Origin of the sequence: Nostoc edaphicum CCNP1411 (assembly GCF_014023275.1) — a bacterium.
Taxonomy (GTDB): Bacteria; Cyanobacteriota; Cyanobacteriia; order Cyanobacteriales; family Nostocaceae; genus Nostoc; species Nostoc edaphicum_A.
Genome location: NZ_CP054698.1, coordinates 4,143,951 through 4,167,402 on the forward strand (window position 1 = coordinate 4,143,951; position 23,452 = coordinate 4,167,402).

A 23,452-nucleotide genomic window follows, 5' to 3' on the forward strand; every position below is an offset into this window, starting at 1 on the left:
TTATGCCCTGAATATATTAAAAGCAACTTGAAATCAGACATTGCCTTCCTGTCAAATTTAACGCTGGTTACAGAGCAACTACCTTTAGGTATGGGTTAATCTAAAATCTAAAATCTAAAATCCAAAATTGATTGACCTACCACTTTTGGCGCATCAACCTGCAAACTCATCTGCTCACAACGCACAGTTAACCAAGGCTGACCTAAACCCATTCCAGAAAAAGAACTTTCGGCGGGGATTTCTAACTTAGAACCAATTAAGCCCAACACAGACTCAAATTCAGCAGGGAATATCAGCAAATCAGCATCCTTGGCGCTGAAACTAGAGACACTTAACCTCTGTCTCCATGCCAAGCTTTGTTGATTGTACTTAAGACTACACAGCTTCCGGTTTTCCTGATGCACATTAACATACTTTCCTTGTTCCCAGGTAAACTCAGCTAGTTCCTTTGGTAGTCCCCAAATTTCTCGACCACCAGCCACCGAATCAGCATTATCTACATAAATGTGAGAAATCCAAGCGCCGATTTTTCTCTGGTAATTAACCAAAGCTGGGACAACAATTAACTCACTATACTCCAGTACCGAGCCTGACCCGTAATTAGATAAATACACGCTAGCAAGGGTTTTACCAGGCCATACAGAAATAATTTCTAACTCTAAGGGAATCAAAGGGCGCACTTGGTCAATATTTACCAAATGCAGAGTTTGGATAGCATAACCATGAAGTGTCCAAGGTGCTTGTGGATATGGCATAAGGGATTAACCAGACTTTATATAACTCCTAATTCTTGTACAGACGCGATTTATCGCGTCTCTCCATTCTTGTACAGACGCGATTTATCGCGTCTCTCCTAACATCCTTTAAAAAAAATCCCCACTCAGGGATTTGCCTGAGTGGGTAATATGAGGTGGAACAAGATCATCTTCCCAAAAGAAGTAAGGGAATTATTTGCTCTCTGTAAAATCAGCGTCAATCACATCATCGCCGCTACCAGAGCTAGATGTAGAACCGCTATCTTGAGGTTCAGCACCAGGTGCAGCACCGCCACCAGCTTGTTGATAGATGTTGCTACCAACAGCGAATAGCGCTTGTTGCAATTCTGGAGTCAGCTTCTTGATTTGCTCATCGTCTTCTTTCGCAACTGCTTCCCGCAGTTCTTTCACTAAACCTTCGACTTTGGTCTTGTCAGCATCGGGAACTTTATCGCCCAATTCTTGTAACTGCTTTTCAGCTTGGTATGCCAAAGAATCGGCTTGGTTCTTGCGTTCAATCTTTTCACGCCGTTCTTTGTCAGATGAAGCGTTCTGTTCAGCTTCTCTCACCATCCGGTCAACGTCATTTTTATCCAGGGTGGAAGCGCCAGTTATGCTGATGGACTGTTCTTTACCAGTGCCTTTGTCCTTAGCAGTGACGTTAAGGATACCATTAGCGTCAATATCGAAGACCACTTCAATTTGAGGGACGCCACGTGGTGCAGGAGGAATACCATCAAGGCGGAAGGTTCCCAAGCTCTTATTATCGTTAGAGAATTCGCGTTCACCTTGAAGGACGTGAATTTCTACGTTGGTTTGACCATCTACAGCGGTGGAGAAAACTTCGGATTTTTTGGTGGGAATTGTGGTGTTGCGAGGGATAATTTTGGTCATCACGCCGCCCAATGTTTCCACACCCAAAGATAGCGGTGTCACGTCTAACAGCAAGATGCCCGTTACATCACCAGCCAGTACCCCGGCTTGAATAGCTGCACCAACTGCTACGACTTCATCAGGGTTCACGCTTTGGTTGGGGTCTTTACCCAATACCTGCTTCACAATCTGCTGTACAGCAGGAATGCGGGTAGAACCACCAACTAATACCACTTCATCAATATCGCCTTTGTTTAACTTGGCATCCCGAAGGGCGTTTTCCACAGGAACACGACAACGGTCGATTAAGTCAGAGCAAAGTTCTTCAAACTGAGCGCGAGTCAGGGTTGTATCCAGGTGCTTGGGGCCATCCTGGGTTGCGGTGATAAATGGCAGGTTAATTTCTGCTTGGGTGACGCTAGAAAGCTCAATTTTGGCTTTTTCTGCGGCTTCAGTCAGACGTTGTAAAGCTTGTTTGTCTTTCCGGAGGTCAATACCTTCGGCTTTCTTGAACTTATCAGCTAAGAAGTCAACTATTTTCTTGTCGAAGTCATCACCGCCAAGGTGGGTATCACCAGATGTGGCTAGTACTTCAAAAACTCCATCTCCTACTTCCAGTACGGATACGTCGAAGGTACCACCACCCAAGTCAAACACGAGAATGGTTTCGTTACTCTTCTTGTCAAACCCATAAGCCAAAGATGCAGCTGTAGGCTCGTTGATAATCCGTAGAACTTCAATCCCGGCAATTTTACCAGCGTCTTTTGTCGCTTGCCGTTGGGAGTCGTTGAAGTATGCCGGAACGGTGATTACAGCTTGGGTTACGGTTTCGCCCAAGTATTTGCTGGCATCTTCAACTAGTTTGCGAAGAACTTTTGCAGAAATTTCTTCAGGAGCAAATGCTTTACCAGCGATTGGACAATCTAATTTGACATTGCCGTTATTGCTGAGGACTTTGTAAGAAACTTCCGTAGCTTCGTTACTCACTTCGTCGTAGCGGCGTCCGATGAAGCGTTTGACTGAGTAAAACGTATTTTCTGTGTTCATCACCGCTTGGCGTTTGGCGATTTGACCAACCAAGTTATCGCCATTTTTAGCAAATGCCACTACTGAGGGTGTTGTCCGAAAACCTTCAGCATTAGCAATTACTGTGGGTTTACCACCTTCCATCACTGCCACGCAGGAGTTCGTTGTTCCTAAGTCAATTCCAACTACTTTTGCCATTTTAGGTGCTGGCTCCGTATAACTACAAATGAATGAATGAGAATATAAAGCACTAAATTTTCAACCAACAGGGTCAAGAAATCAGCCAGTTCAGCATGAATACCTTTGATTCGGCCTTCCTGGGGTTAAAACTCCAGACTAATGCTGATATATATACTGAACCTTAGTGGTAGCCAGTCCATGAAGGGTGGTTTCCCGAACCTTGCTTAGGACGGTTAAACTAACTAAATTGTGTTTTTAGTTGGTTCATGGATTTATTTGTCTTCACTCTGTCTAATGTATGAGAATTAATACTTTCAGCAATTAGGGTGAACCGTAACGTCCGAGTGGTGTTTGCCGTCTTTAGAGGCAACAAACTACAGAAACACTGAGGATTGGGCATGGAACATGGGGCATGGGGCATTGAATAAAATATGACACTCAGCACTTAGCAGTTACTCAGAGTAAAGAAAAAAGAGTTTCCCAATCAATTACAGGTGGTCTTTGTCCTTGGTTGACTATTTCAAAAATTTTCCTAGAACTAGTTGGGTAAAAAAGGCATTCCACACAAGCATTTGCTACATCAATCCGGCTGGTATCACCCGCAAGTGTATCCCCAGTACCTATGACCACTCCGTATTTACCCCCAGTTTTTGCCTTGAGGAGGGTGTTGAGGTCGTATGAGGTATAGGGGCCGTCAATGAGGCGTCCTGGGCGGATAATAGTGTAGGGTAATCCTGAATTAATAATGGACTCTTCACCCTTTTGTTTGGCATCTAACACACCAAAAGCATTAAGAATACTAAAAGGAAACTGATTTTTACGGAGAATTCCACAAGAAGAGACGAAAACGAATCGCTGCAAATTTCGGGGTGCTGCTGCTACTAGGTTGCTTACACCTTGAGCATCGACCTTTTCTGGACTATTCTTTGCTTTTGCTTGACTAGATTTGGGGTTAAGGAAAGTGATGCCCCATTCAAGCAAGTTCGGGGATTGCTCAAATTCCCATCGCTCAGAGGGAAAGGCAGTGGTTCCGGTACAATTTATGATGTGGGTGACATCTGGCATTGCGGCTGGCAGTGTAGCTGGCTGGCGGATGTCACCAACGGCAATTTCCACTCTTTGGTTAAACATCTCTTCAGCTTTGGCGGCATTGCGTGTCAGTACACGAACTTTCACGCCCTTTTCTAGTAACTTGCCTACCACCAGTTGCCCTACTCCACCAGTAGCACCAGCAACTAGTACCAAATCTTCAACTGAATCAAAAGAAGTCATAAAGTGCTTTTAAGATAGTCTATTGTTAATCTACTCAAAAAATGCAATGTCGATGATCGGCTACCCCTACGTACATCGCCGAAATAGGACTTCCAATAAAAAAATATCCAATTACTTTGAGGGCAGGGGAGCAGGGGGAGGGAGCAGGGAGCAGGGGGAGGGAAAGTCATTTTGAACGAATGAAATTAGACATCTGGTGAAAATTAATTCTGCGTTGCTCGAAAGCCTTGGTAGGGACAATTTATGAATTGTCCCTACATCATTTTTGGAGATGTCTATTGGATAATTTATTTTTTGAAGTTCCCATAGCTGCGATCGCAATTCTTATCGGTCAAAATCAGCCTCAGCGTTTTTCAGCCCATAGCTGCGACGCCGAATAGCCCGTCGTAGACATCCGCCAAATAGCGGAAATTGCGCCCGAATTGTTCGGTTCTACCACTGTCACCAGTACACAAATGGCTATAACCTCTTAGGTAGTAGTGAAATGTCTACCCTAGACGCTGTTAGTCGCTCTTGAATTAAGGGGTAAAAGCCTGTGTACAAATGGATATTGCCAAGCCTGAGCGAAATCTTGGCTGAAAATCAATCAAGTATAGCTGAATGTTCACCTGCCAAAGCAGAGCGGCAGTGGCGTGTCAGCCTAGCAGCGACGGAACATTTGCTATTAAAGACTTTAGCAACTGCCTCGGTTAACACAACCCAAGGATTAGTTTTAGCTGCACCTGCACCCTTATTTAGTCAGCCAAAACTGACTCAAAGCTTAGAAACAGTAACTTTTACGGCAAAACCATTTAACCCCTTGGCGCTGATGCCATTTCAGATGCCATGTGCGATGCCTGGGTTGGACTACGCCAACGAATCTGTAAATGAAGAAATTCCTCCTCATGAATCGGTACTTCCCTTACTACCTGCCGATCCACTAGGTGCTGAACAGTTTTGCTTAGTTTTTACGGATAAATTTAGATTAGTGCTGGTTTTAGCAACCCACAAAAACGGTAAAAAAACCTTTTCATTTTCTTTTGAGCCAGATGTAGTACAGCAAGCTTGGCGATCGCTAGGCGCAAGGGTAATGCTAGCTAATCCAGAGTTCTTTGCCCGCCTGGATGCATTGGTAGAACAGTATTCCCCGGTAGCACCAGACTACCGCATGATGATTGAGTTTAGCCAGTTGTTGCTTCAAGAAGTAACAGAACCAGAAGAGACTAGAGACTCTTTACTAGGAACTGGAGACAAGGAGAATAACCCATGCCCAATCCCCAATCCCCAATGCCCAATCCCCACTGCCCAATCCCCAAATCCTGATGTAGAATTGCTCCAAGCCTTCGCTCACGAAGTCCGCACACCTTTAACCACGATTCGCACTATGACTCGTCTGCTGCTGAAACGGCGAGACTTAGATGCTAGCGTGATCAATCGCTTAAAAATTATCGATCACGAGTGTACCGAGCAAATTGACCGCATGGAGTTGCTGTTTAAGGCAGCAGAACTGGAAACTACTACCTCAGCAAAATCCTCAAAAACTCAACTTACGCCGATGTCTTTAGATCAAGTGTTGCAGCAAAGTATTCCCCGTTGGGAACAAGCAGCACATCGGCGGAACTTAACTTTAAATGTTGTTTTACCCCAGCAATTACCAACAGTGGTTAGCAATCCCATGATGCTAGATCAGGTACTCACTGGTCTAATAGAGAATTTCACTCGCAGCTTACCCTCTGGTAGCCATATTCAAGTACAAGTTATCCCGGCTGGAGATCAACTGAAGTTACAATTATCGCCCCAATTTGGGTGCAAAGATTCCAATAAAGCCGCCACACCTGCAACACCACCAATTCGCAAAGCCCTTGGTCAACTGCTGATGTTCCAACCAGAAACGGGTACGATTAGTTTGAATATCGCCGCAACCAAACATTTATTCCAGGCGATCGGTGGCAAATTGATTGTACGCCAGCGTCCACACTATGGGGAAGTTTTGACGATTTTCTTGCCTTTAGAAGTTAGCAATAAATAGAAACCAGGAGTAAAGTCGCTTCGCTCCAATTAAAAATTAAAAATTATTAATTAAAAATTGCAATCAGTCGGGGCTTGAACCCCCCACTGAAATCAATTAAAAAAAAGGTCAACAGTTAGGAGGCATATCATATCTGCATCAAAATACTTAAATATATAGCTAAGTGCTGAGTGCTGTACATGGATAACATGGATAGCGGGGCGTTGAGCCAGTGCTAAGTAAAAACCCAGTTATTTCAAGACTTTGAGGAATCAACACCGTCCTAATTTGTGTGACTCTAATAGATCAATACAGTTCAGATAAGACCAAAACACTTGTAGAGACGGCGATTTATCGCGTCTGTCGGCGATTTATCGCGTCTCAAGAACCCACAATTTTGTACAATTAGCCCTTAACTGAACCGTCTTGATTTATAAATAGGCTCTAAGATTTTCGTTTCCTTAAGGACAATCACGAAACTTCTTTGACCAGATAACCATCTTCCATATGAATTATCCGATCTGCAATATCTAAAATTCTATTGTCGTGAGTGACCATTAAGATAGCACAATTCTGTTCTTTAGCTAGTTGCTGCATCAAGGTGACAACATCTCGTCCTGTCTTACTGTCTAAAGCTGCTGTCGGTTCATCAGCTAAAACTAATTTGGGATGACTTACTAAAGCACGAGCAATGGCTACCCGTTGTTTTTGTCCTCCAGAAAGATCAGACGGATAATAATTTACTCTATTCTCCAATTTCACAGCACCGAGTATAGCTTCTGATTTTTTGCGAGCTTCTAATTCAGGAATATTTTTGTGTAATTCAAGTGACATTTGAACATTCTGTCTCGCTGTTAAGAAATCTAGCAAGTTGTGAGCTTGAAAAATGTAGCCAATATGCCGACGTACTTGAACTAATTGCTGATTAGTAGCTCCATAAAGCTCCTGACCGATAAATTTCAAACTTCCTTCTTGGACAGAACGTAACCCACCAATTAAAGTCAGTAAAGTTGTTTTTCCTGAACCTGATGGCCCAGTCATAATCACAATTTCTCCATACTTGATATTAAAATTAATATCAGATAATACCTGACTTCGTATTTTTTTCTCCCCGAAGTAGTGATTAAGATTTTCTATGGTGACAATGAATTTTTGTTTAAGCATTTTATTTATACACTAGATTTCATCTAGAAAATATCTGCTGGATCTACATTTCGGAGTTTATTTGTAGATAAAAACCCCGAAGTTAAACACATTAATGTAGCTGAGATTAATACTAAGATGGCTTTATCTGTAGTCATGATAACTGGTAATTTAGTAGCATTTTTTGATACATCATATAGGGCTATAGATATAGCTAAACCCGGAACATAACCTAGAGATGCTAAAATTAAAGCTTGTTGAAAAACTACACTTAATAAATATTTATTTTTGAATCCCATTGCTTTTAAAGTTGCATATTCAGTTAAATGACTAGAAATATTACTATAAAGTATTTGATAAACAACGATTACACCAACAACAAACCCCATTAAAACCATCAAATTAAATACGAACCCAATAGGTGTTCTAAGAGACCAATAGTCTTTTTCCAAAGCAATAAAGTCTTTGCGGGTAATAACTCTTACATCTTTGGGTAACTTGGCTGATAAATCTGCTAAAACTTTTTGGGGGTTAGCACCAGGTTTTAGTTTAATTAATCCTATATCTATCTTTTGTACCGGACGATCTTGAAATATTCGCAGAAACGTTGAAGAACTAACGATTAAATTTCCATCAACACCAAAAGAAGGCCCTAGTTTAAATAAACCACCAATTTTAACTCTGTAACCAACTAATCCGGTATAGCTAAATATTTCAACTTTTATATCTTTTCCTTGCTCAAAATCTTTAGCGATCGCACCAAATTCTGGTCGAGAATCGCGGTCGAACAAAACGATATTAGGGATTCTGATTAGATTGAGTTTTTCTTCGATATTTGGAAACTTAAAAATTGATCTAACTGGATCAAAGCCAAGCACATATAGTGGAAATTTCAGACCATTGTTAGGGTTTTTAAACTTAGCAAATTGTACATATAAAGGGCTAACTGATTCTACACTATCAAAACCTAACACCTGATATAAATTTGAACGAAAAAAACTTTGGTTTGATGTTAGAGATTTATACTGGGCACTAATTAAAAATAAGTCCCCTTCTAGATTTTTATGCAACTGGGTAGCACTATCATAGAGGGCAGCTTGGAAACCGATTTGCATAAACATTAGAACTGCAACAAAAGCAATTCCAGCTAAAGCTACAAGAAAGCGAATTTTTTGTCGAGCTAATTGTAGCCAAGCTAAGGGGATATTGAGAATCATTTGGTAAACCTCAAGGATAGAAATTAGACTAAATTGAGGGAAAGTGCTTTGTTTAAATCAAGATTTTTTAGCGTGTCTTAATTACAAATTAATCTTAGGCAATTTAGGAATATTTTGTGAGTTAAAAAAGCTCTCTTGAGAAGTATTAAATATCAATCATTACCTCCACCTGCAAATCAGTAAAACCAGCGATTTGCTGGTTGTCTTCCATATCTTCAATACGAATTTTTACATCAACTATTTTGTTGTCAGTATCTGCTTGAGGATTGCTATTAAAGATATTTTGTTTGCCAATTTGCAAACCAATATCTGCGACTTTCCCTCGTAATTTCCCTGGCAACGCATCGCTAGTAATAATGGCAGACTGACCGAGACGCACTTTTTTAATATCAGTTTCATAGACTTCTGCTACCACATACATCTGTTGTGTACGACCTAAATCAGCTATTCCTGTATTGCCGATAACTTCTCCAGGCCAAGCATTAATTTTCATGATTTGCCCGGTTATAGGCGATCGCACAATACTTAAATCCCACTCTGCCTTAGCCTGGTTAACTGAGGCTACTGCACTTTCAACATCAGCTTGGGCTGCTGCTATATCGGTAGGACGAATCTCAGCAATACTTTTGAGTCTGGCTTTGGCCTCAGTTAACTGCTTTTGCAGACTTTCTACAGTGCGATTGAGAGAAGCCCTAGCTTCATTGAGTTGCTGTTGAACTGTATCTACTCGTAAACGTTTAGTATCTGCGTCGGAAGCTGAAATCGCTCCGTCTTTGTATAACTGTTGATATCGTTGATTTTCGCTTTCAGCATTTTGCCACTCAGCCTCTAAACGAGCGATCGTTGCTTGTTGTGCAGAGGTTTCTCCACGCAACTCAGCTTCTAAACGAGCAATGGTTGCTTTTTGTGCAGAGATATCTCCAGCTTTTGCACCAGCTTTTACCTGGTTGAGACTAGCTTGGGCAACTAGGACTTGTTGCTGGGCTTTTTCTAGGGCTGCAAGACGAGGAAAATAACTGTCTAGAATTGCAACTACTTGCCCCTGTCGTACCCTATCTCCTTTATTTACCATGAGTTTTGTGACCCTTACACCCCCTTGGGATTCTGGGGCCGACAGACGAATAACTTCTCCTTGAGGTTCTAAACGTCCTAAAGCAGCAATAGCAGTCATTTTAGGAGAACTATTTGGGGTAGCTAAAGGCTCAACTTTCGAGGATAACTGAAATCGTGAAAATGTATAGAAAGTAACAGCACCAGTCGCTACAGCCATAGTAGTTGCTAACATGACCGGCCACCAACCTACAGGTTTGATGAATGGTTTTATAAATGACTGTTTTTGTTTTTGTACCATAATTTTAATGAGGGAATGAAGCCCCCCTTCAAAAGGGGGGTCGAGGGGATCTTCCGAAGCCAGATATCACTAACACTAAGGGTATTGATTCATCAATCTATTAGTAGAATCAAACCCCTGTGCAAAGTCACTAATCATTAGTTATTAGTCCAAGATAAATCACACCCACTCCTGAAGGTGATTTGAATTAGTCCGATGAAAGACAAAGTTTTTCCACCCACAAGGAACGAGGTATGCACTAATGACCAATGACTACTTAATCAACTTTCGGTAGAGCCATTTAGTACTTTATGCATCTAATCAGAGATAGATCTATTTGTTTAGCACTACCTCTTTTTTATTTTTAACGATCGCCAAGTATTCGCTGCGAGTTCCATCTATGCGATAGTGGTCGCAAATTTGGCAGAGCTTCAAAATATCCAATCGACTAAATACTTTTTGATGCTCAATGCCGTTGTCATTTCTCCATCGCCAGAAAGTTGTCCGATCAATGCGGCGATTACTTTCTGGCCATCTTCGTCTGGATAAAAAATCTACTAGTTCCTCTTCAAAAAACGAGTAGCCTTTTGGTAACTTCAGGAGTTCTTCTCTTAACTTAATTAGCGGTATGAGTGGATCTAGCTCAGATAGTCTCATGCCAGCAAGCCCTTATATTTTCGTGACAGTAAAATTATGCAGAACGCTTCATACAATACGGGTCATCGCATTAAATTGCATTGTCATACTGTGCGTTTATGAATATATAGAGGAACCAGCAAATCAGGTGAATTTATATTTATCTTCTCCCTATTGATCTATCTCTAGGCATTCTTAAACAAACAGTATTGAATTACATCATTTAATCACTTACGATAAACGGAATGATACTCAATTGCAACCCACATGCAACATTGTTGATGATAAATGGCCAGTAATATTTTCGGCATAAATCATAAATAATGTTTGCAATTCTTTATCACTTTTTAACATTTTTATATCCTTTGTATTATTCAGCATATTGAAATAAGTCTTTGATTTGTGATTGATTTTTTGTTAACTAGAGTTTTTCATTCCTTAGATATAGCTACTAGTGGCTATTGTGACATTGTGGCAAATGTATTTTTTTTACACTAATAACTTTTGAAAAAATTAGCTTATTGATTAATGCATAATTTATTAAACAAATAAATCAACTTGTGGATAGATGTAAAAGCTATGGCAGCAATTCACAGATACCCAATTTTTGTAAGAAGATGATTACCTGTGTCTTTTAATACGCCAATAAATTACATACAGTCTAACTTGGTTGATCAATTAATGCTTTTTATTAGCACTTAACCTTCTTCTATCACTTTAGGCATAGTAAACATTTGAAGATAAAATTCACATGCCTGATACGTAGAAAAAATAGCTGTTCACTTTAACTAGACTTCTCAAACTATAAAAGAAGTCTTACGTGAATGACGAAAAATTGAATTGGAGTCGCAACATCTTAAACAAGATGAACTATCAGGACAATATTTGACAGCGAATTAGACCTTGCTTATGCCGTAATCAATGGAATTAAAGCGAGGAGAGAAATAGGAAAATACAGTATATAACGTATTAAATTTAACTCTTGCTATCAGCTTTAACTTTTTGTTACATAGTTATAAAATTCTACACCGACTTACTTAATTCAATGAGAATGATTGAAACGAAGATATATGCAATTTATATGCAATTTATAAAATGTATTTTTACTATGTGACATACTAATTGAAATGAGTTTTAATAATTATGTGAGTGAAAGCGATCGCCCTCCAAAGACCCTAGATAAAATGAAACTACAGCGATTCATGCTCTCATTGCCAAGCTTTGATAACCAGCGACTGATTTTTCATTCAGCTCGCCAGACTCTTCGCAAAGCTGAAATGGCCCGCGTCGCGGTGCGTGAATGGCTCAATCAACATGATTGTGAGCTAGAAGAGTGGAAAAGTAAAAAAGCTTCTGAGTTGGGAATTAGTATTAGTAGACTTGAACAAAAGCTATTAGCTGCTGCTCAACATCAGGCGATAACAAGTAAAGGAGAAAACAATTCTAATCCAGACGAAGATTCTGCATAAGTTAATGCTTAGATGCTGATTCACTTACCTGATGCTAGCTAATAAATGTGTAACCAAAACTATAGTACTGTTAATTTGAAGTTGCCTACAAAGTTGTGTTTGACAATATTTCATGTGGTAACACTTATCTCGTCTTATGTAAGTTGCATATCAATTGAAATGGAGAAGCGACTAGTTTAATATTCAGAACAAGCAACGGTTGACAGGATAACACGGAGTAGGATAAGTTTTCTGGATGAAACTATCCAAGCTAGAACTGATCAACAACCAGGGCTATTTTATTCTCATCTAGTCTGCCTCAGAATGAATTCTGAGTCTAATAGCAAAATTCGTCTAAAGATGGCTGAGAAAAGATTATAGTTTGTTAAAACAGACTATAGTTATTAGCCTGAAACTTGAGTTATGGGCAGTTTATGTCTAGAACGAAATAGCCCTGGATTAATAATTTATATTTTAACGTTGAAGTCATCTCTAATTTAAAGAGATTTTCAGATACGTGAAATAGTCCAACAAAGAAGTCGGAATTATACATTTAGACTTCAGAATATCGCCATTACAATCTCTTCCACTCAGGGTTATAACTCTTGAATATTTAACTCAAAGTATATCAGTCATCATCTATAACCCTAATTCTGTCTAAAAGCCGATCGAATCTACCTTTTTTGTAGAGGTAATATTTTTATAAAAATCTCTACATCTTATAAATCCAATAGTAAAGATAAAGTCATGGCTGCTTCTAGAATTGAAGCTGTTTTGGCACAGTTGCAAGAAGAAGTGAGCAATTGTGAACAGGCTCTAATCAAGCTCATACAGGTGAAAAAAGTTATGGCTGAAAATGCACCACTAACCAGCGAAATAAATACACATCGGCAAAAAACCGATATTGCCATTATCGGGATGGCTTCTATATTTCCCCAATCGAAAAATTTACAGGAATATTGGGAAACAATTATTCACAAAGTTGATTGTATTACTGATATTCCCGCTTCGCGTTGGAATGTAGAAGATTATTATGATCCTAATCCCAGAGCGTTTGATAAAACCTACTGTAAAAGAGGCGGATTTATCCCGGATGTCAATTTCAATCCGATGGAATTTGGGCTACCACCCAACAGCCTAGAAGTCACAGACATTTCGCAATTGCTAGGTTTACTTGTTGCGAAAGCAGCGATGGAAGATGCCGGTTACGGCGAATCTAAGCAGTTTAGTCGCGATCGCATTGGTGTCATCTTAGGTGTAGCGCTAGGTAGGCAGTTGGCGGTTCCACTGACTGCGAGAATGCAGTACCCAGTTTGGGAAAAAGTTCTCAAAGGTAGCGGCTTATCCGATGAGGATACACAAAAAATCATTGAGAAAATCAAAAGTGCATACGTGCAATGGGATGAAAATGCCTTCCCCGGTATGCTGGCAAATGTAGTTACAGGAAGAATTGCCAACCGCTTAGATTTGGGTGGAACTAATTGTGTAGTCGATGCTGCCTGTGCAAGTTCATTGGGTGCGCTCAAAATGGCAATTAGTGAGCTAATTGAGCATCGAGCCGATATGATGATCACTGGCGGAGTTGACACCGACAACTCAATTATGGCCTACATGTGTTTCAGCAAAACTCCTGCTGTTTCCCAAGGTGAGAATGTCAAACCTTTTGATGCAGAATCAGATGGGATGATGCTGGGTGAAGGTGTGGGAATGTTAGTCCTGAAGCGCCTTGAAGATGCCCAGCGAGATAATGACCGAATCTATGCAGTCATTAAAGGTATTGGCACTTCTAGCGATGGCCGTTATAAAAGCATCTATGCACCACGTCCTGAAGGTCAAGTTAGAGCCTTACATCGTGCTTACGAAGATGCCGGATTTTCGCCTACCAGTGTTGGTTTGATTGAAGCACACGGCACTGGCACTATGGCTGGAGATCCAGCCGAATTTTCATCGATAAAAGAAGTTTTTGGCGAAAACAATCCCAAAAAACAACATATTGCCCTCGGAACTGTCAAATCCCAGATTGGACATACAAAAGCGGCTGCGGGTGCGGCGAGTTTGATTAAAACGGCTTTAGCTCTCCACCACAAAGTCTTACCAGCCACTATTAATGTCACCAAACCGCATCCTAAATTAGATATTGATAGTTCTCCGTTTTATTTAAATACGGAAACTAGACCTTGGATTAGCAGCGATGAGCAACCAAGACGTGCAGGGGTGAGTTCTTTTGGCTTTGGCGGCACAAATTATCACGTCGTTTTGGAAGAATACACAAGTCAACATCAGCAACCTTATCGTTTACACAAACCTTCCCAGCCGATGTTGCTATTTGCCTCAACGCCTGAAGAATTGTTGTCGCGTTGTCAAGAAATTGGTCAACAATTGCAATCCGATACGAGAGAGCAGCTTTATACAGAATTGATTTCGGCATCTCAATCTTTAGAAATTCCGATCGCAAATGCCAGACTTGGATTTGTTGCTGATTCTCTCACTCAAGCTTGCGACTTATTACAAACAAGTATTGAGTTGCTAAGAAACAAGTTGCAAGCAGAATCATGGGAACATCCCCAAGGAATTTACTACCGCAAAACTGGCATAGCAACAGAGGGGAAGGTGGTTGCCCTATTTTCTGGGCAAGGTTCGCAATATTTAGAGATGGGTCGGGAACTCTTAATTAATTTCCCAGAATTGGGGCAGACATATACTCAAATTGACAACCTTTTACGCCAAGACGGTTTGCAGCCCCTTTCGGAGGTTGTTTTCCCTAACCCGGTGTTTGATTTAGATCAAAAGACTGCCCAGATGAAAGTGTTGCAGCAAACAGAATATGCACAGCCGGCGATTGGGGCTTTTAGCGCTGGTTTGTACAAGATATTGCAACAAGCTGGGTTTAAGCCAGATTTTGTTGCAGGGCATAGCTTTGGAGAACTTACTGCTCTTTGGGCTGCGGGAGTTTTGAGTGAGAAAGATTACTTTTTCTTAGTCAAGGCTAGGGGTCAAGCGATGGCTGCACCAGAAGATCCCGAATTGGATGCGGGAGCCATGCTGGCGGTAAAAGGGGATGTTAATCAGGTTACAGAACTGATTCAGAATTTCCCACTGATTACCATTGCTAACCTGAATTCTCCAAATCAGATGGTGTTAGCAGGGACGAAAGCTGAAATTGCCAATGTAGAAGAGGCTCTGAAAACTCAAGGATTCTCTACTATCTTGCTGGGAGTTTCCGCAGCTTTCCATACTCCACTAGTAGCTTATGCACAACAACCCTTTGCCAGAGCTATTGAAAAAGTTACTTTCAACGAGCCACAAATCCCGGTTTACACCAATGTGACTGGAAAGCGTTACCCAAATGACCCGCAAGTTATTCAAAAAGTCCTCAAAGAACATCTGAGGAATCAGGTGTTGTTTAAGCAGGAAATTGAGAATATTTATGCTGAAGGCGGTCATTGCTTTATTGAATTTGGGCCGCGGAGTGTTCTCACCAACTTGGTAAAAGATATTCTGAGCGATCGCCCTCATTTAGCTGTAGCTTTAAACACCAGTCATCTCAAAGATAGCGATCGCACTTTACGGCAAGCTGTTATTCAGTTGCGCGTTGCTGGATTACCTTTGCAAAACTTAGACCCCTATCAACTGGAGTACAAAATCCCAGAAGCTTCTCCAAATAAGGTCTTGAATGTCCGCTTAAATAGCACCAACTATGTATCAGAAAAAACAAAGCAGTCCTTTGAAAAAGCTATGCAAAATGGGCATCAAGTGAAATCCACCGTTGGAAATGGTAATAAACCAGTAACAGCTAACCCCTCTCATCCAGCAGAGAAAGTTGCAGTCAACGGTCAATCTACTGTTGGAAATGGCAATAAACCAGCAATAGCTAACCCCTCTCATCCAGCAGAGAAAGTCGCAGTCAACGGTCAATCCACCGTTGGAAATGGCAATAAACCAGCAACAGCTAACCCCTCTCATCCAGCAGAGAAAGTCGCAGTCAATGGTGGAGTGAAATCTGTGCAGAATGGGCAATCAGACCAACTAGATATCAAGTCTTTGCAACCTATTCCAGAACTTCCTCTAAGTTACCTAAGAGCTATAGACAACTTAGAGTACACATTAATAGAGTTCAATCGCCATCAACATGATATCTTGCAGGTTCACGAACAATCTTTGAACCATCAGACAGAATATACCAAAACCTTTTTCCAACTCATGCAGCAACAACATGCGTTGTGGGGAAATGGTAAATTCAGCGAACCACAAGCACAAACACAAACACAGCAATTAGTAGTCTCTAGTTCAGAACGCAGCATCATGCGGTTTCACGACCATCAAGCTGATAGCATCCGCATCCATGAGCAATATCTGAACCATCAGCAAGAATACACTAACAACTTTTTCCAATTGCTCCAGCGACATTATGAACAGTCGCCCAGCAATACCACTCCACAAAGTCTGATACCGCCAATTAACTATCAACCTAGTCCAGTAGTTCCACCAACCCAAAAGGATAACTCTGTTCTGGAAACTGCATCGGTTGATGTACCGAGTAATGGATTTGCCATTAAATCTGAGCCAGTTTCGACTAATGGTAATGGCACAAATGGTAATGGCGCACATCATCAAGCAGCAGTTTTGGATATTAATCCATTAGAGGAGAATAAGACTGCAACTGTAGCGTTTGTACCCCCAGCACCCGCAGAACCAGTAATACCCACAGAACCAGTAACGCCCACAGAACCAGTAGCACCCCCACCCCCAGCAGTAATCATTGATCAAGCCATCCTGAGCGAAACTCTGATTAACGTTGTTAGTGATAAAACAGGCTATCCAACGGAGATGCTAGACCTGACAATGGATATCGAGGCAGATTTGGGGATTGATTCCATCAAACGTGTGGAAATTCTCGGAGCGTTGTTAGAACTATATCCTGATTTGCCCAGGCCGAATCCCGAAGAAGTGGGACAGCTACGCACCCTCGGTCAGATAGCTGAGTATATGGGGAAAATTGCATCAGAAATCTCAGCAGCGATCCCTGCGGTGGGCCTTGTCAACGCACCTGTGGATGAAACAGGGGGAGATGGGAAAGATGGGGGAGATGACGGTGGTGGGGGAGTAACAGTAACATCCCCCTCATCCCCTTTATCCCCTTCATCTCCAGAGCTTACTAACATTGTCTCCAACGTCGTTAGCGAAAAAACTGGCTACTCAATGACGATGTTAGATTTATCAATGGATCTTGAGACAGATTTGGGAATTGATCGCGTCAAACTTGTGGAAATTCTAGGAGCGTTGCTAGAACTATATCCTGATTTACCCAAGCTGAATTCAGAAGCATTAGCTCAATTACATACCCTCGGACAAATTGTTGCATATATAGAAAAGGGACTAGGGACTGGGGAAGAGTTTTCTCAATCCCCAGTACCCAGTACCCAGTACCCAGTACCCAGTACCCAATCCCGAATTCTTCGCTCTCCTGTCAAACTCAAATATCTTCCTGAACCTGATTTTTTAGATTTCACTTTCCCCGATCAGCATATTGCCTTGCTTACTGATGATGGTTCTCTCACCACGACGAAACTAGCTGAGACTCTGTTAAAGCGTGGCTGGAAGACTGTTGTCTTAACTTTTCCTTCAACTGTGATTCCTAAGCAATCTGATTTACCTGAAGGGGTTAGCCGTGTGGTGCTTGCAGATTTGAGCGAGGAGCATTTGCAAGAACAGTTAACAGCGATCGCTAATAATTATGGTGCGATCGCTACATTTATCCATCTGAATCCCTCAAATCACGAAGATACAAGCAAGAATGTCCGCTATCTGGAATCAGAAAAAGCTATTCTTCGCCATATCTTTCTCATTGCCAAATATCTCAAGGAACCACTGAATCAAGCAGCACTTCAAGGACGCAGTAGTTTTGTAACTGTGGCTCGTCTGGATGGCGAATTTGGACTAGGACACAAAACTAACTTCGGTGCAATTGGTGCTGGACTATTTGGACTCACTAAAAGTTTGAACCAGGAATGGGAATCTGTATTTTGCCGAGCGATCGACCTCAATCCTGATTTAGATGCCGAAATATCAGCACAGCATATCCTCGCTGAACTTCACGACCCCAATCTATTGGTTGTGGAAGTGGGATATAACTCACAAGGACGATCAACCTTAATATGTGAACAAGAAGAACAAAAAAACAGAGCGCAGGAAGTAGGAACAATCCCCTTTGCACCCAGCACCTTTTCCGCCAACCTTTTCCCCATCCCCAATGCCCAATCTCAGGTTTTTCTCGTAAGTGGCGGTGCTAAAGGGATAACGGCTCAGTGTGCGATCAAACTAGCGCAACGTTATCAATGCAAATTTATCTTGCTAGGTCGTTCCGCCGCCGATCCAGAACCCGTATGGACTGAAGGCTACTTGAGTGAAGCTGATTTGAAAAAGCGGATTATGGAGGATTTCCTCGCTAGAGGCGAAAAACCCACACCTGCAATGGTGCAGAAAAAGTTTAACGTTATTTCATCTAGTCGGGAAATTGCCACAACCTTACAAGCCATTAAACAAGCGGGTGGGAATGCTGAATATTTGAATGTTGACGTGACTGATGCCATCGCGCTTTCTGAACAAGTCGCTAATGCTGTGAAGCGTTTTGGCCCAGTAACAGGAATTATTCACGGGGCTGGTAATCTGGCTGATAAGCGGATTGAGAAAAAATCAGTCCAAGATTTTGAAACAGTTTACACTGCCAAAGTTAAAGGTCTAGAAAACCTGTTGCGGTGTGTACCAGCGAATCAATTGAATTATTTAGTCCTATTTTCTTCTGTAGTTGGTTTCTACGGAAATGTCGGACAGACAGATTATGCGATCGCTAATGAAATTCTCAACAAATCAGCCCACCTTGTCAAATTCAATCATCCCCATTCTCATGTAGTAGCGATTAATTGGGGACCTTGGGACAGTGGTATGGTTTCTCCCGAATTAAAGCAAGCTTTTGCTGAACGAAATATTGAGACTATTCCGATTGAAATTGGCACAGAGTTTTTAGTTGATGAATTAGCTAGTACAAATCAAGAAACTGTGCAAGTTGTGATTGGTAGTCCCCTGGTGTTTATGCCGGAAAAGCTACCAAGTGAGTTAAGAACTTTTCGTATCCAGCGGCAACTCACATTAGCTGCTAATCCTTTTTTACAAGACCATGTAATTGCTGGTTATCCAGTTCTACCAGCAACTTGTGGACTATTATGGATTGCTAATGCTTGTGAACAAATCTATCCTGGTTACAAAGCTTTCAGTTGTACAAATTATAAAGTTTTGAAGGGACTAATATTCGATGAAAATTTACCAACCGAATACACTTTAGAATTGCAAGAAATTGCTAAACATGATATCAATGAGATAGATTTCGATGCCAAAATTTCGAGTAAAACTCCAGAAGGTAAAATCCGTTATCATTTCAGTAGCCAGATGAAACTGAAGCGGGAAGTTCCTAGTACCCCTACACTCGAATTTCTGAACTTAAGCCAGGATCATAGAATCACTGCTACGACTTCATCACTTTATCAAAATGGGGCAGCTACCTTATTTCACGGACTTACTTTTCAAGGCGTAAAATCTGTCTTAAATGCCACTCTGGATAAGATAACCATAGAATGTTACTTACCAGAACCAGCAAAAAGACAACAAGGACAATTCCCAGTCCAAACATTTAATCCCTATATTGCAGATGTGCAGATTCATGCATTTTGGATTTGGGCACAGCATTTTTATCAGGTAGCTTGTCTACCTTCGGAAATCAAAATTTTTGAACAGTTTGAAGCTGTCCCCTTTGATGAAACATTTTATGTTTCTTGTGAAATAAAATCTAAAACAGAATCGGGTTTAGTGGTTGATGTCATCGCCCATAATCAGCAAGGACAAATATATACCCAAATGCTTGGAGCAAAGGGAACTATTTTACCCAAGCAATTAGATGAAATTTAACTAGGAATTAGCCTAACTTTTCACTTAATTCGGAAAAGCTTCCTAACCCCAGGTAAGAAATTCAAAGTCAAGGAGCTACGGTGTAGAATTACCCCCCTTAATCCCCCCGATGTATTGGGGGGAAACCGGAAAATCTTGTTCCCTCCCCTTTGCAAGGGGAGGGTTAGGGTGGGGTAAAACCTCGATTAATCAGCATTTCAGACACCATGTGCTTAAAGGAGAGAGGTTTTCCAGATACCGTAAAAAGTCAGGGAATCAGCAACTCAAAAATGTATATATCAGCTTGAGGAGACAGGTGATGGAAGAATTTGCAAAAAATAAAACTCCTAAAATAGCAATTGTGGGAATGGATTGCTATTTGGGTGGTGACTGCAAAGGATTAGATGCCTTTGAACGCAGTATTTATGAAGGAACTCAGCATTTTATTTCCATACCTCCTCAGCGATTGCAAGCAATAGAAGCACAAGAAAAGTTGCTGAAAAACTATGGTTTTGCCGACGGTGCATTACCATTAGGCGCATACATCAAAGATTTTGAAATTGATGCTTTAGATTTGGAAATCCCGCGAGAAGAAGTAGACAATTTTAACTCTCAAGAACTATTGATGCTTCAGGTAGCTGATAATGCCCTCAAAGATGCGGCACTTCCTCAAGGGACAAGAATAGCGATAATTATTGCTACTGCTACAGAACTAACTCTAGACAAACTTACTAAAACAGAAAAACTAGAAGCGATTGACAAAGACAGTGAATCTCCAAGTTACATCGAAAATGGACTAGCTAATTATATTTCCAAACTATGGAATTTTGCTGGCCCTGCATTCACATTAATTGCCAAACACAATACTGTTTTTAAAGCCTTAGAACTTGCACAAAAGCTACTCACAATCAGAGAAGTAGATGCTGTTTTAGTCGGTGCAATCGAGCTTGCTGGGGATGGCGCTAGTGTTTTACGACGAAATCAAATAACAAAAGTTAACACAGGCGTGAATACTCTCAGTTATGACCAGAATGCTAATGGCTGGATAGTAGGCGAGGGTGGGGCGGCTGTAGTATTGAAGCTCCACGAAACAGCAAAACAAGAGAACAATCGCATATATGCAACGATTGACGCTCTCAGTCTCTTGAAAAATTCAACAAATCGCGTCTCCAGTTCCCAATCCCCAAATTCTGAAGCGGTGACACAAGTTTGTCAACAGGCTTTTCATCTTGCAGACATCAAACCGAAAGATATCAACTATTTGGAAGTTGTTGGTAGTGGAATTCCCCAACAAGATGAGTCAGAAATTCAAGGTTTGCTCACAGCTTATCGCACATTTGAACCAAATTTAACTTGTGCGATCGGTAGTGTCAAAGCCAATATTGGTCATACACATACTGCATCGGCAATAGTTAGCCTGGTTAAAACAGCACTCTGCTTATATCATCGTTATATTCCCGCAGTTCCCCAATGGTCTAGCCCCAAAACGCCAGAGATTTGGCAAGGTAGTCCTTTTTATGTCGCTTTTGAGTCAAAACCCTGGTTTTTAGAAAAAGGAGCTACCAGAAGAATAGCTGCGATTAATGGGATGGAGATAGATGGGAGTTACGCACATTTAATTTTGTCAGAGGAACCAAATCAGAGAGATCACAGCAGCCGATATTTAGAGCAAATGCCTTATTATGTATTTGCGATCGCAGCTGATGATCAATCAACTTTATTAGACGAAATCCGCACTCTTGAGCAAACGATTCAAAATTCTTCTTCCCTATCTGACGCTGCTACGCATACTTTTACAGCTTTTCAACAGCGTCAACAGGCAACTTATGCTCTAGCAATTCTCGGACACAATCAAGATGAATTGCAACGAGAAATTCAACACTCCCTCAAGGGTATTGCCCATGCCTTCGAGACAGGGAAAGACTGGCAAAGTCCTCTCGGTAGCTATTTTACGGCCAAACCGATGGGTCAAAGAGGTAAAGTTGCTTTCGTTTACCCAGGTGCCTTTAGTGCTTATATCGGATTAGGTCGAAATCTGTTTCGTTTGTTTCCTCAACTTTACGATGATCCCTTCATCAGAAGCATCTACAATCGTGTTGCCAACGTTGAAAAACTTATTTATCCTCGAAGCTTAGAAAAATTATCAACCAGGCAATTAGAAGCCCTTGAACAGCGATTGCTCAAAGATTCAGTAGCAGTACTCGAATCAGAAATGGCCTGTGCTGGACTGATGACAGCAATTCTGAAAAATTATTTCCAACTCAAGCCCCAATGTGCATTTGGTTATAGCTTGGGCGAAATTAGCATGATGTTGGCTCAAGGTGTCTGGACTGAGTTTCAAGAAGGTAGTGAGGGCTTTAACTCATCATCTCTGCTGAAGACGAGGCTATCTGGCCCCAAAAACGCTGTGCGCGAGTATTGGGGATTACCTCAAGGACAAGATGAGCAAGGCGAAGATTTTTGGCGCAACTATATTCTCATGTGTCCAGTCTCGCGTGTTCAGGAAGCTATTAAAGATGAGAAACACGTCTATTTGCCTTTAATTAATACTACAGAAGAAGTTGCGATCGCTGGTGATATCCAAGCCTGTCAGCGAGTGATTGCCAACTTAAATTGTAATGCTTTTTCTGCTCCCTTCACCCATGTAATTCATTGCGAGACAATGCGCTCTGAATACGATGAACTTGTGAGATTAAATACATTACCTACTCAAAACGTACCAGATACTATTTTCTATTCCGCAGCCGAGTATAAACCCATTGCCATTGACAGCCATTCTATTGCTCACAACATTGCTCAAAACCTCTGTCAACAGCTTAATTTCCCTCAGTTAATTAACCGCGTCTATGAAGATGGTTTCAAAATATTCATCGAAGTAGGTGCCGGTAGTAACTGTTCTAGATGGATAGATAAAACCCTAAATGCAAAAGAACACATCACAGTTTCTCTTAATAAAAGAGGTGTAGACGATCATACTTCTATTATCAAAGCCTTAGCAAAACTCCTCAGTCATCGGGTTAATTTAGATTTATCCCCCATATATCCTCAAGAATCAGAAGTTTCCTACAAAAACAATTCTAGAGTGAGATTTATAACCTTAGACAGTAGCAAGATTAATTGCACATCTTTGAACAATAATAAACAAGATAAACTTCAAGACATATCTTTTAGCCATCCCATTAACACTGCTAATCAACAGCAGTATAAACTACCAGATTTTAAGGAATTAGCACAAATGAATTCTTCTTTGTTTCAAACTACAATTACAAGTCCTGTCAATACCTCTAGAAATACAGAACATATTCAACAGCAAGAAGGTCTTAAAAATGGTAGCGAATCGACTCGGCTATTGCTACAAGAGCGTAATTTAGAAACTGTAGAGAAATCAGAAAATAACGAAACTTGGATAACAGAACAGGAAAAATATCAATCCATTCTGACTTCTAGTTTGACAATTCCCCATGTTATTGACGAACCCCATTGTCTCAATTTACGTAGCCCTTACTATCAAAAGCTAAGTGAGAATGCTTCTCGTATGACCAAAACCCACGCTGTTTTTTTACAAGCGCGACAGGAGTCACTAAAGCAAATCAGCGCCATAATTCAGTTGCAAATGGCTTGTTATCAAAGGTTATTTCAATAAAAAC

The 23,452-nt window shown here is 41.0% G+C and carries 11 protein-coding genes; 4 read left to right on the plus strand and 7 right to left on the minus strand.

The features are described from left to right. Positions 1–107: 107 nt before the first annotated feature. From HUN01_RS19970 to HUN01_RS19980, 3 genes are all read right to left on the minus strand, one after another. Positions 108–755: an acetoacetate decarboxylase family protein gene (locus tag HUN01_RS19970; RefSeq protein WP_181927657.1), complete on the minus strand. Its 648-nt coding sequence runs from the start codon at positions 753–755 to the stop codon at positions 108–110. Between the two features lie 192 nt (positions 756–947). Then, the gene (gene dnaK, locus HUN01_RS19975) at positions 948–2,852 is read right to left on the minus strand and encodes a molecular chaperone DnaK (RefSeq protein WP_069074449.1); all 1,905 of its coding nucleotides are present in this window, start codon (positions 2,850–2,852) and stop codon (positions 948–950) included. A 438-nt stretch (positions 2,853–3,290) separates the two neighbouring features. Further along, positions 3,291–4,106: an SDR family oxidoreductase gene (locus HUN01_RS19980; protein WP_181927658.1), complete on the minus strand. Its 816-nt coding sequence runs from the start codon at positions 4,104–4,106 to the stop codon at positions 3,291–3,293. Positions 4,107–4,641: 535 nt separating this feature from the next. Here HUN01_RS19980 and HUN01_RS19985 point away from each other — a divergent pair. Next, positions 4,642–6,114: a sensor histidine kinase gene (locus HUN01_RS19985; protein WP_181927659.1), complete on the plus strand. Its 1,473-nt coding sequence runs from the start codon at positions 4,642–4,644 to the stop codon at positions 6,112–6,114. A 450-nt stretch (positions 6,115–6,564) separates the two neighbouring features. On the opposite strand, the gene HUN01_RS19990 is transcribed toward HUN01_RS19985, so the two are convergent. From HUN01_RS19990 to HUN01_RS20005, 4 genes are all read right to left on the minus strand, one after another. Next, positions 6,565–7,257 carry a DevA family ABC transporter ATP-binding protein gene (locus HUN01_RS19990; RefSeq protein ID WP_181927660.1) on the minus strand — a complete coding sequence of 231 codons (693 nt, stop codon included), beginning with the start codon at positions 7,255–7,257 and terminating at the stop codon, positions 6,565–6,567. Between the two features lie 23 nt (positions 7,258–7,280). Next, complete coding sequence (gene devC / locus HUN01_RS19995) at positions 7,281–8,453, minus strand: ABC transporter permease DevC (protein ID WP_181927661.1); 1,173 nt, start codon at positions 8,451–8,453, stop codon at positions 7,281–7,283. A gap of 145 nt (positions 8,454–8,598) precedes the next feature. Then, on the minus strand, positions 8,599–9,804 hold the full coding sequence (locus HUN01_RS20000; RefSeq protein WP_181927662.1) for an ABC exporter membrane fusion protein: 1,206 nt from the start codon (positions 9,802–9,804) through the stop codon (positions 8,599–8,601). A 312-nt stretch (positions 9,805–10,116) separates the two neighbouring features. Then, a complete protein-coding gene (locus HUN01_RS20005; protein ID WP_181927663.1) occupies positions 10,117–10,440 on the minus strand; it encodes a hypothetical protein in 324 nt (107 codons plus the stop codon). A gap of 1,106 nt (positions 10,441–11,546) precedes the next feature. On the opposite strand from HUN01_RS20005, the gene HUN01_RS20010 reads away from it, so the two are divergent. From HUN01_RS20010 to HUN01_RS20020, 3 genes are all read left to right on the plus strand, one after another. Further along, entirely contained in the window at positions 11,547–11,888 is a 342-nt protein-coding gene (locus HUN01_RS20010) for a hypothetical protein (RefSeq protein WP_338044490.1), read from the plus strand. 726 nt (positions 11,889–12,614) lie between these two features. After that, positions 12,615–19,826: a type I polyketide synthase gene (locus tag HUN01_RS20015; RefSeq protein ID WP_181927664.1), complete on the plus strand. Its 7,212-nt coding sequence runs from the start codon at positions 12,615–12,617 to the stop codon at positions 19,824–19,826. Positions 19,827–20,124: 298 nt separating this feature from the next. Beyond that, entirely contained in the window at positions 20,125–23,448 is a 3,324-nt protein-coding gene (locus tag HUN01_RS20020; RefSeq protein WP_181927665.1) for a PfaB family protein, read from the plus strand. Positions 23,449–23,452: the final 4 nt, after the last annotated feature.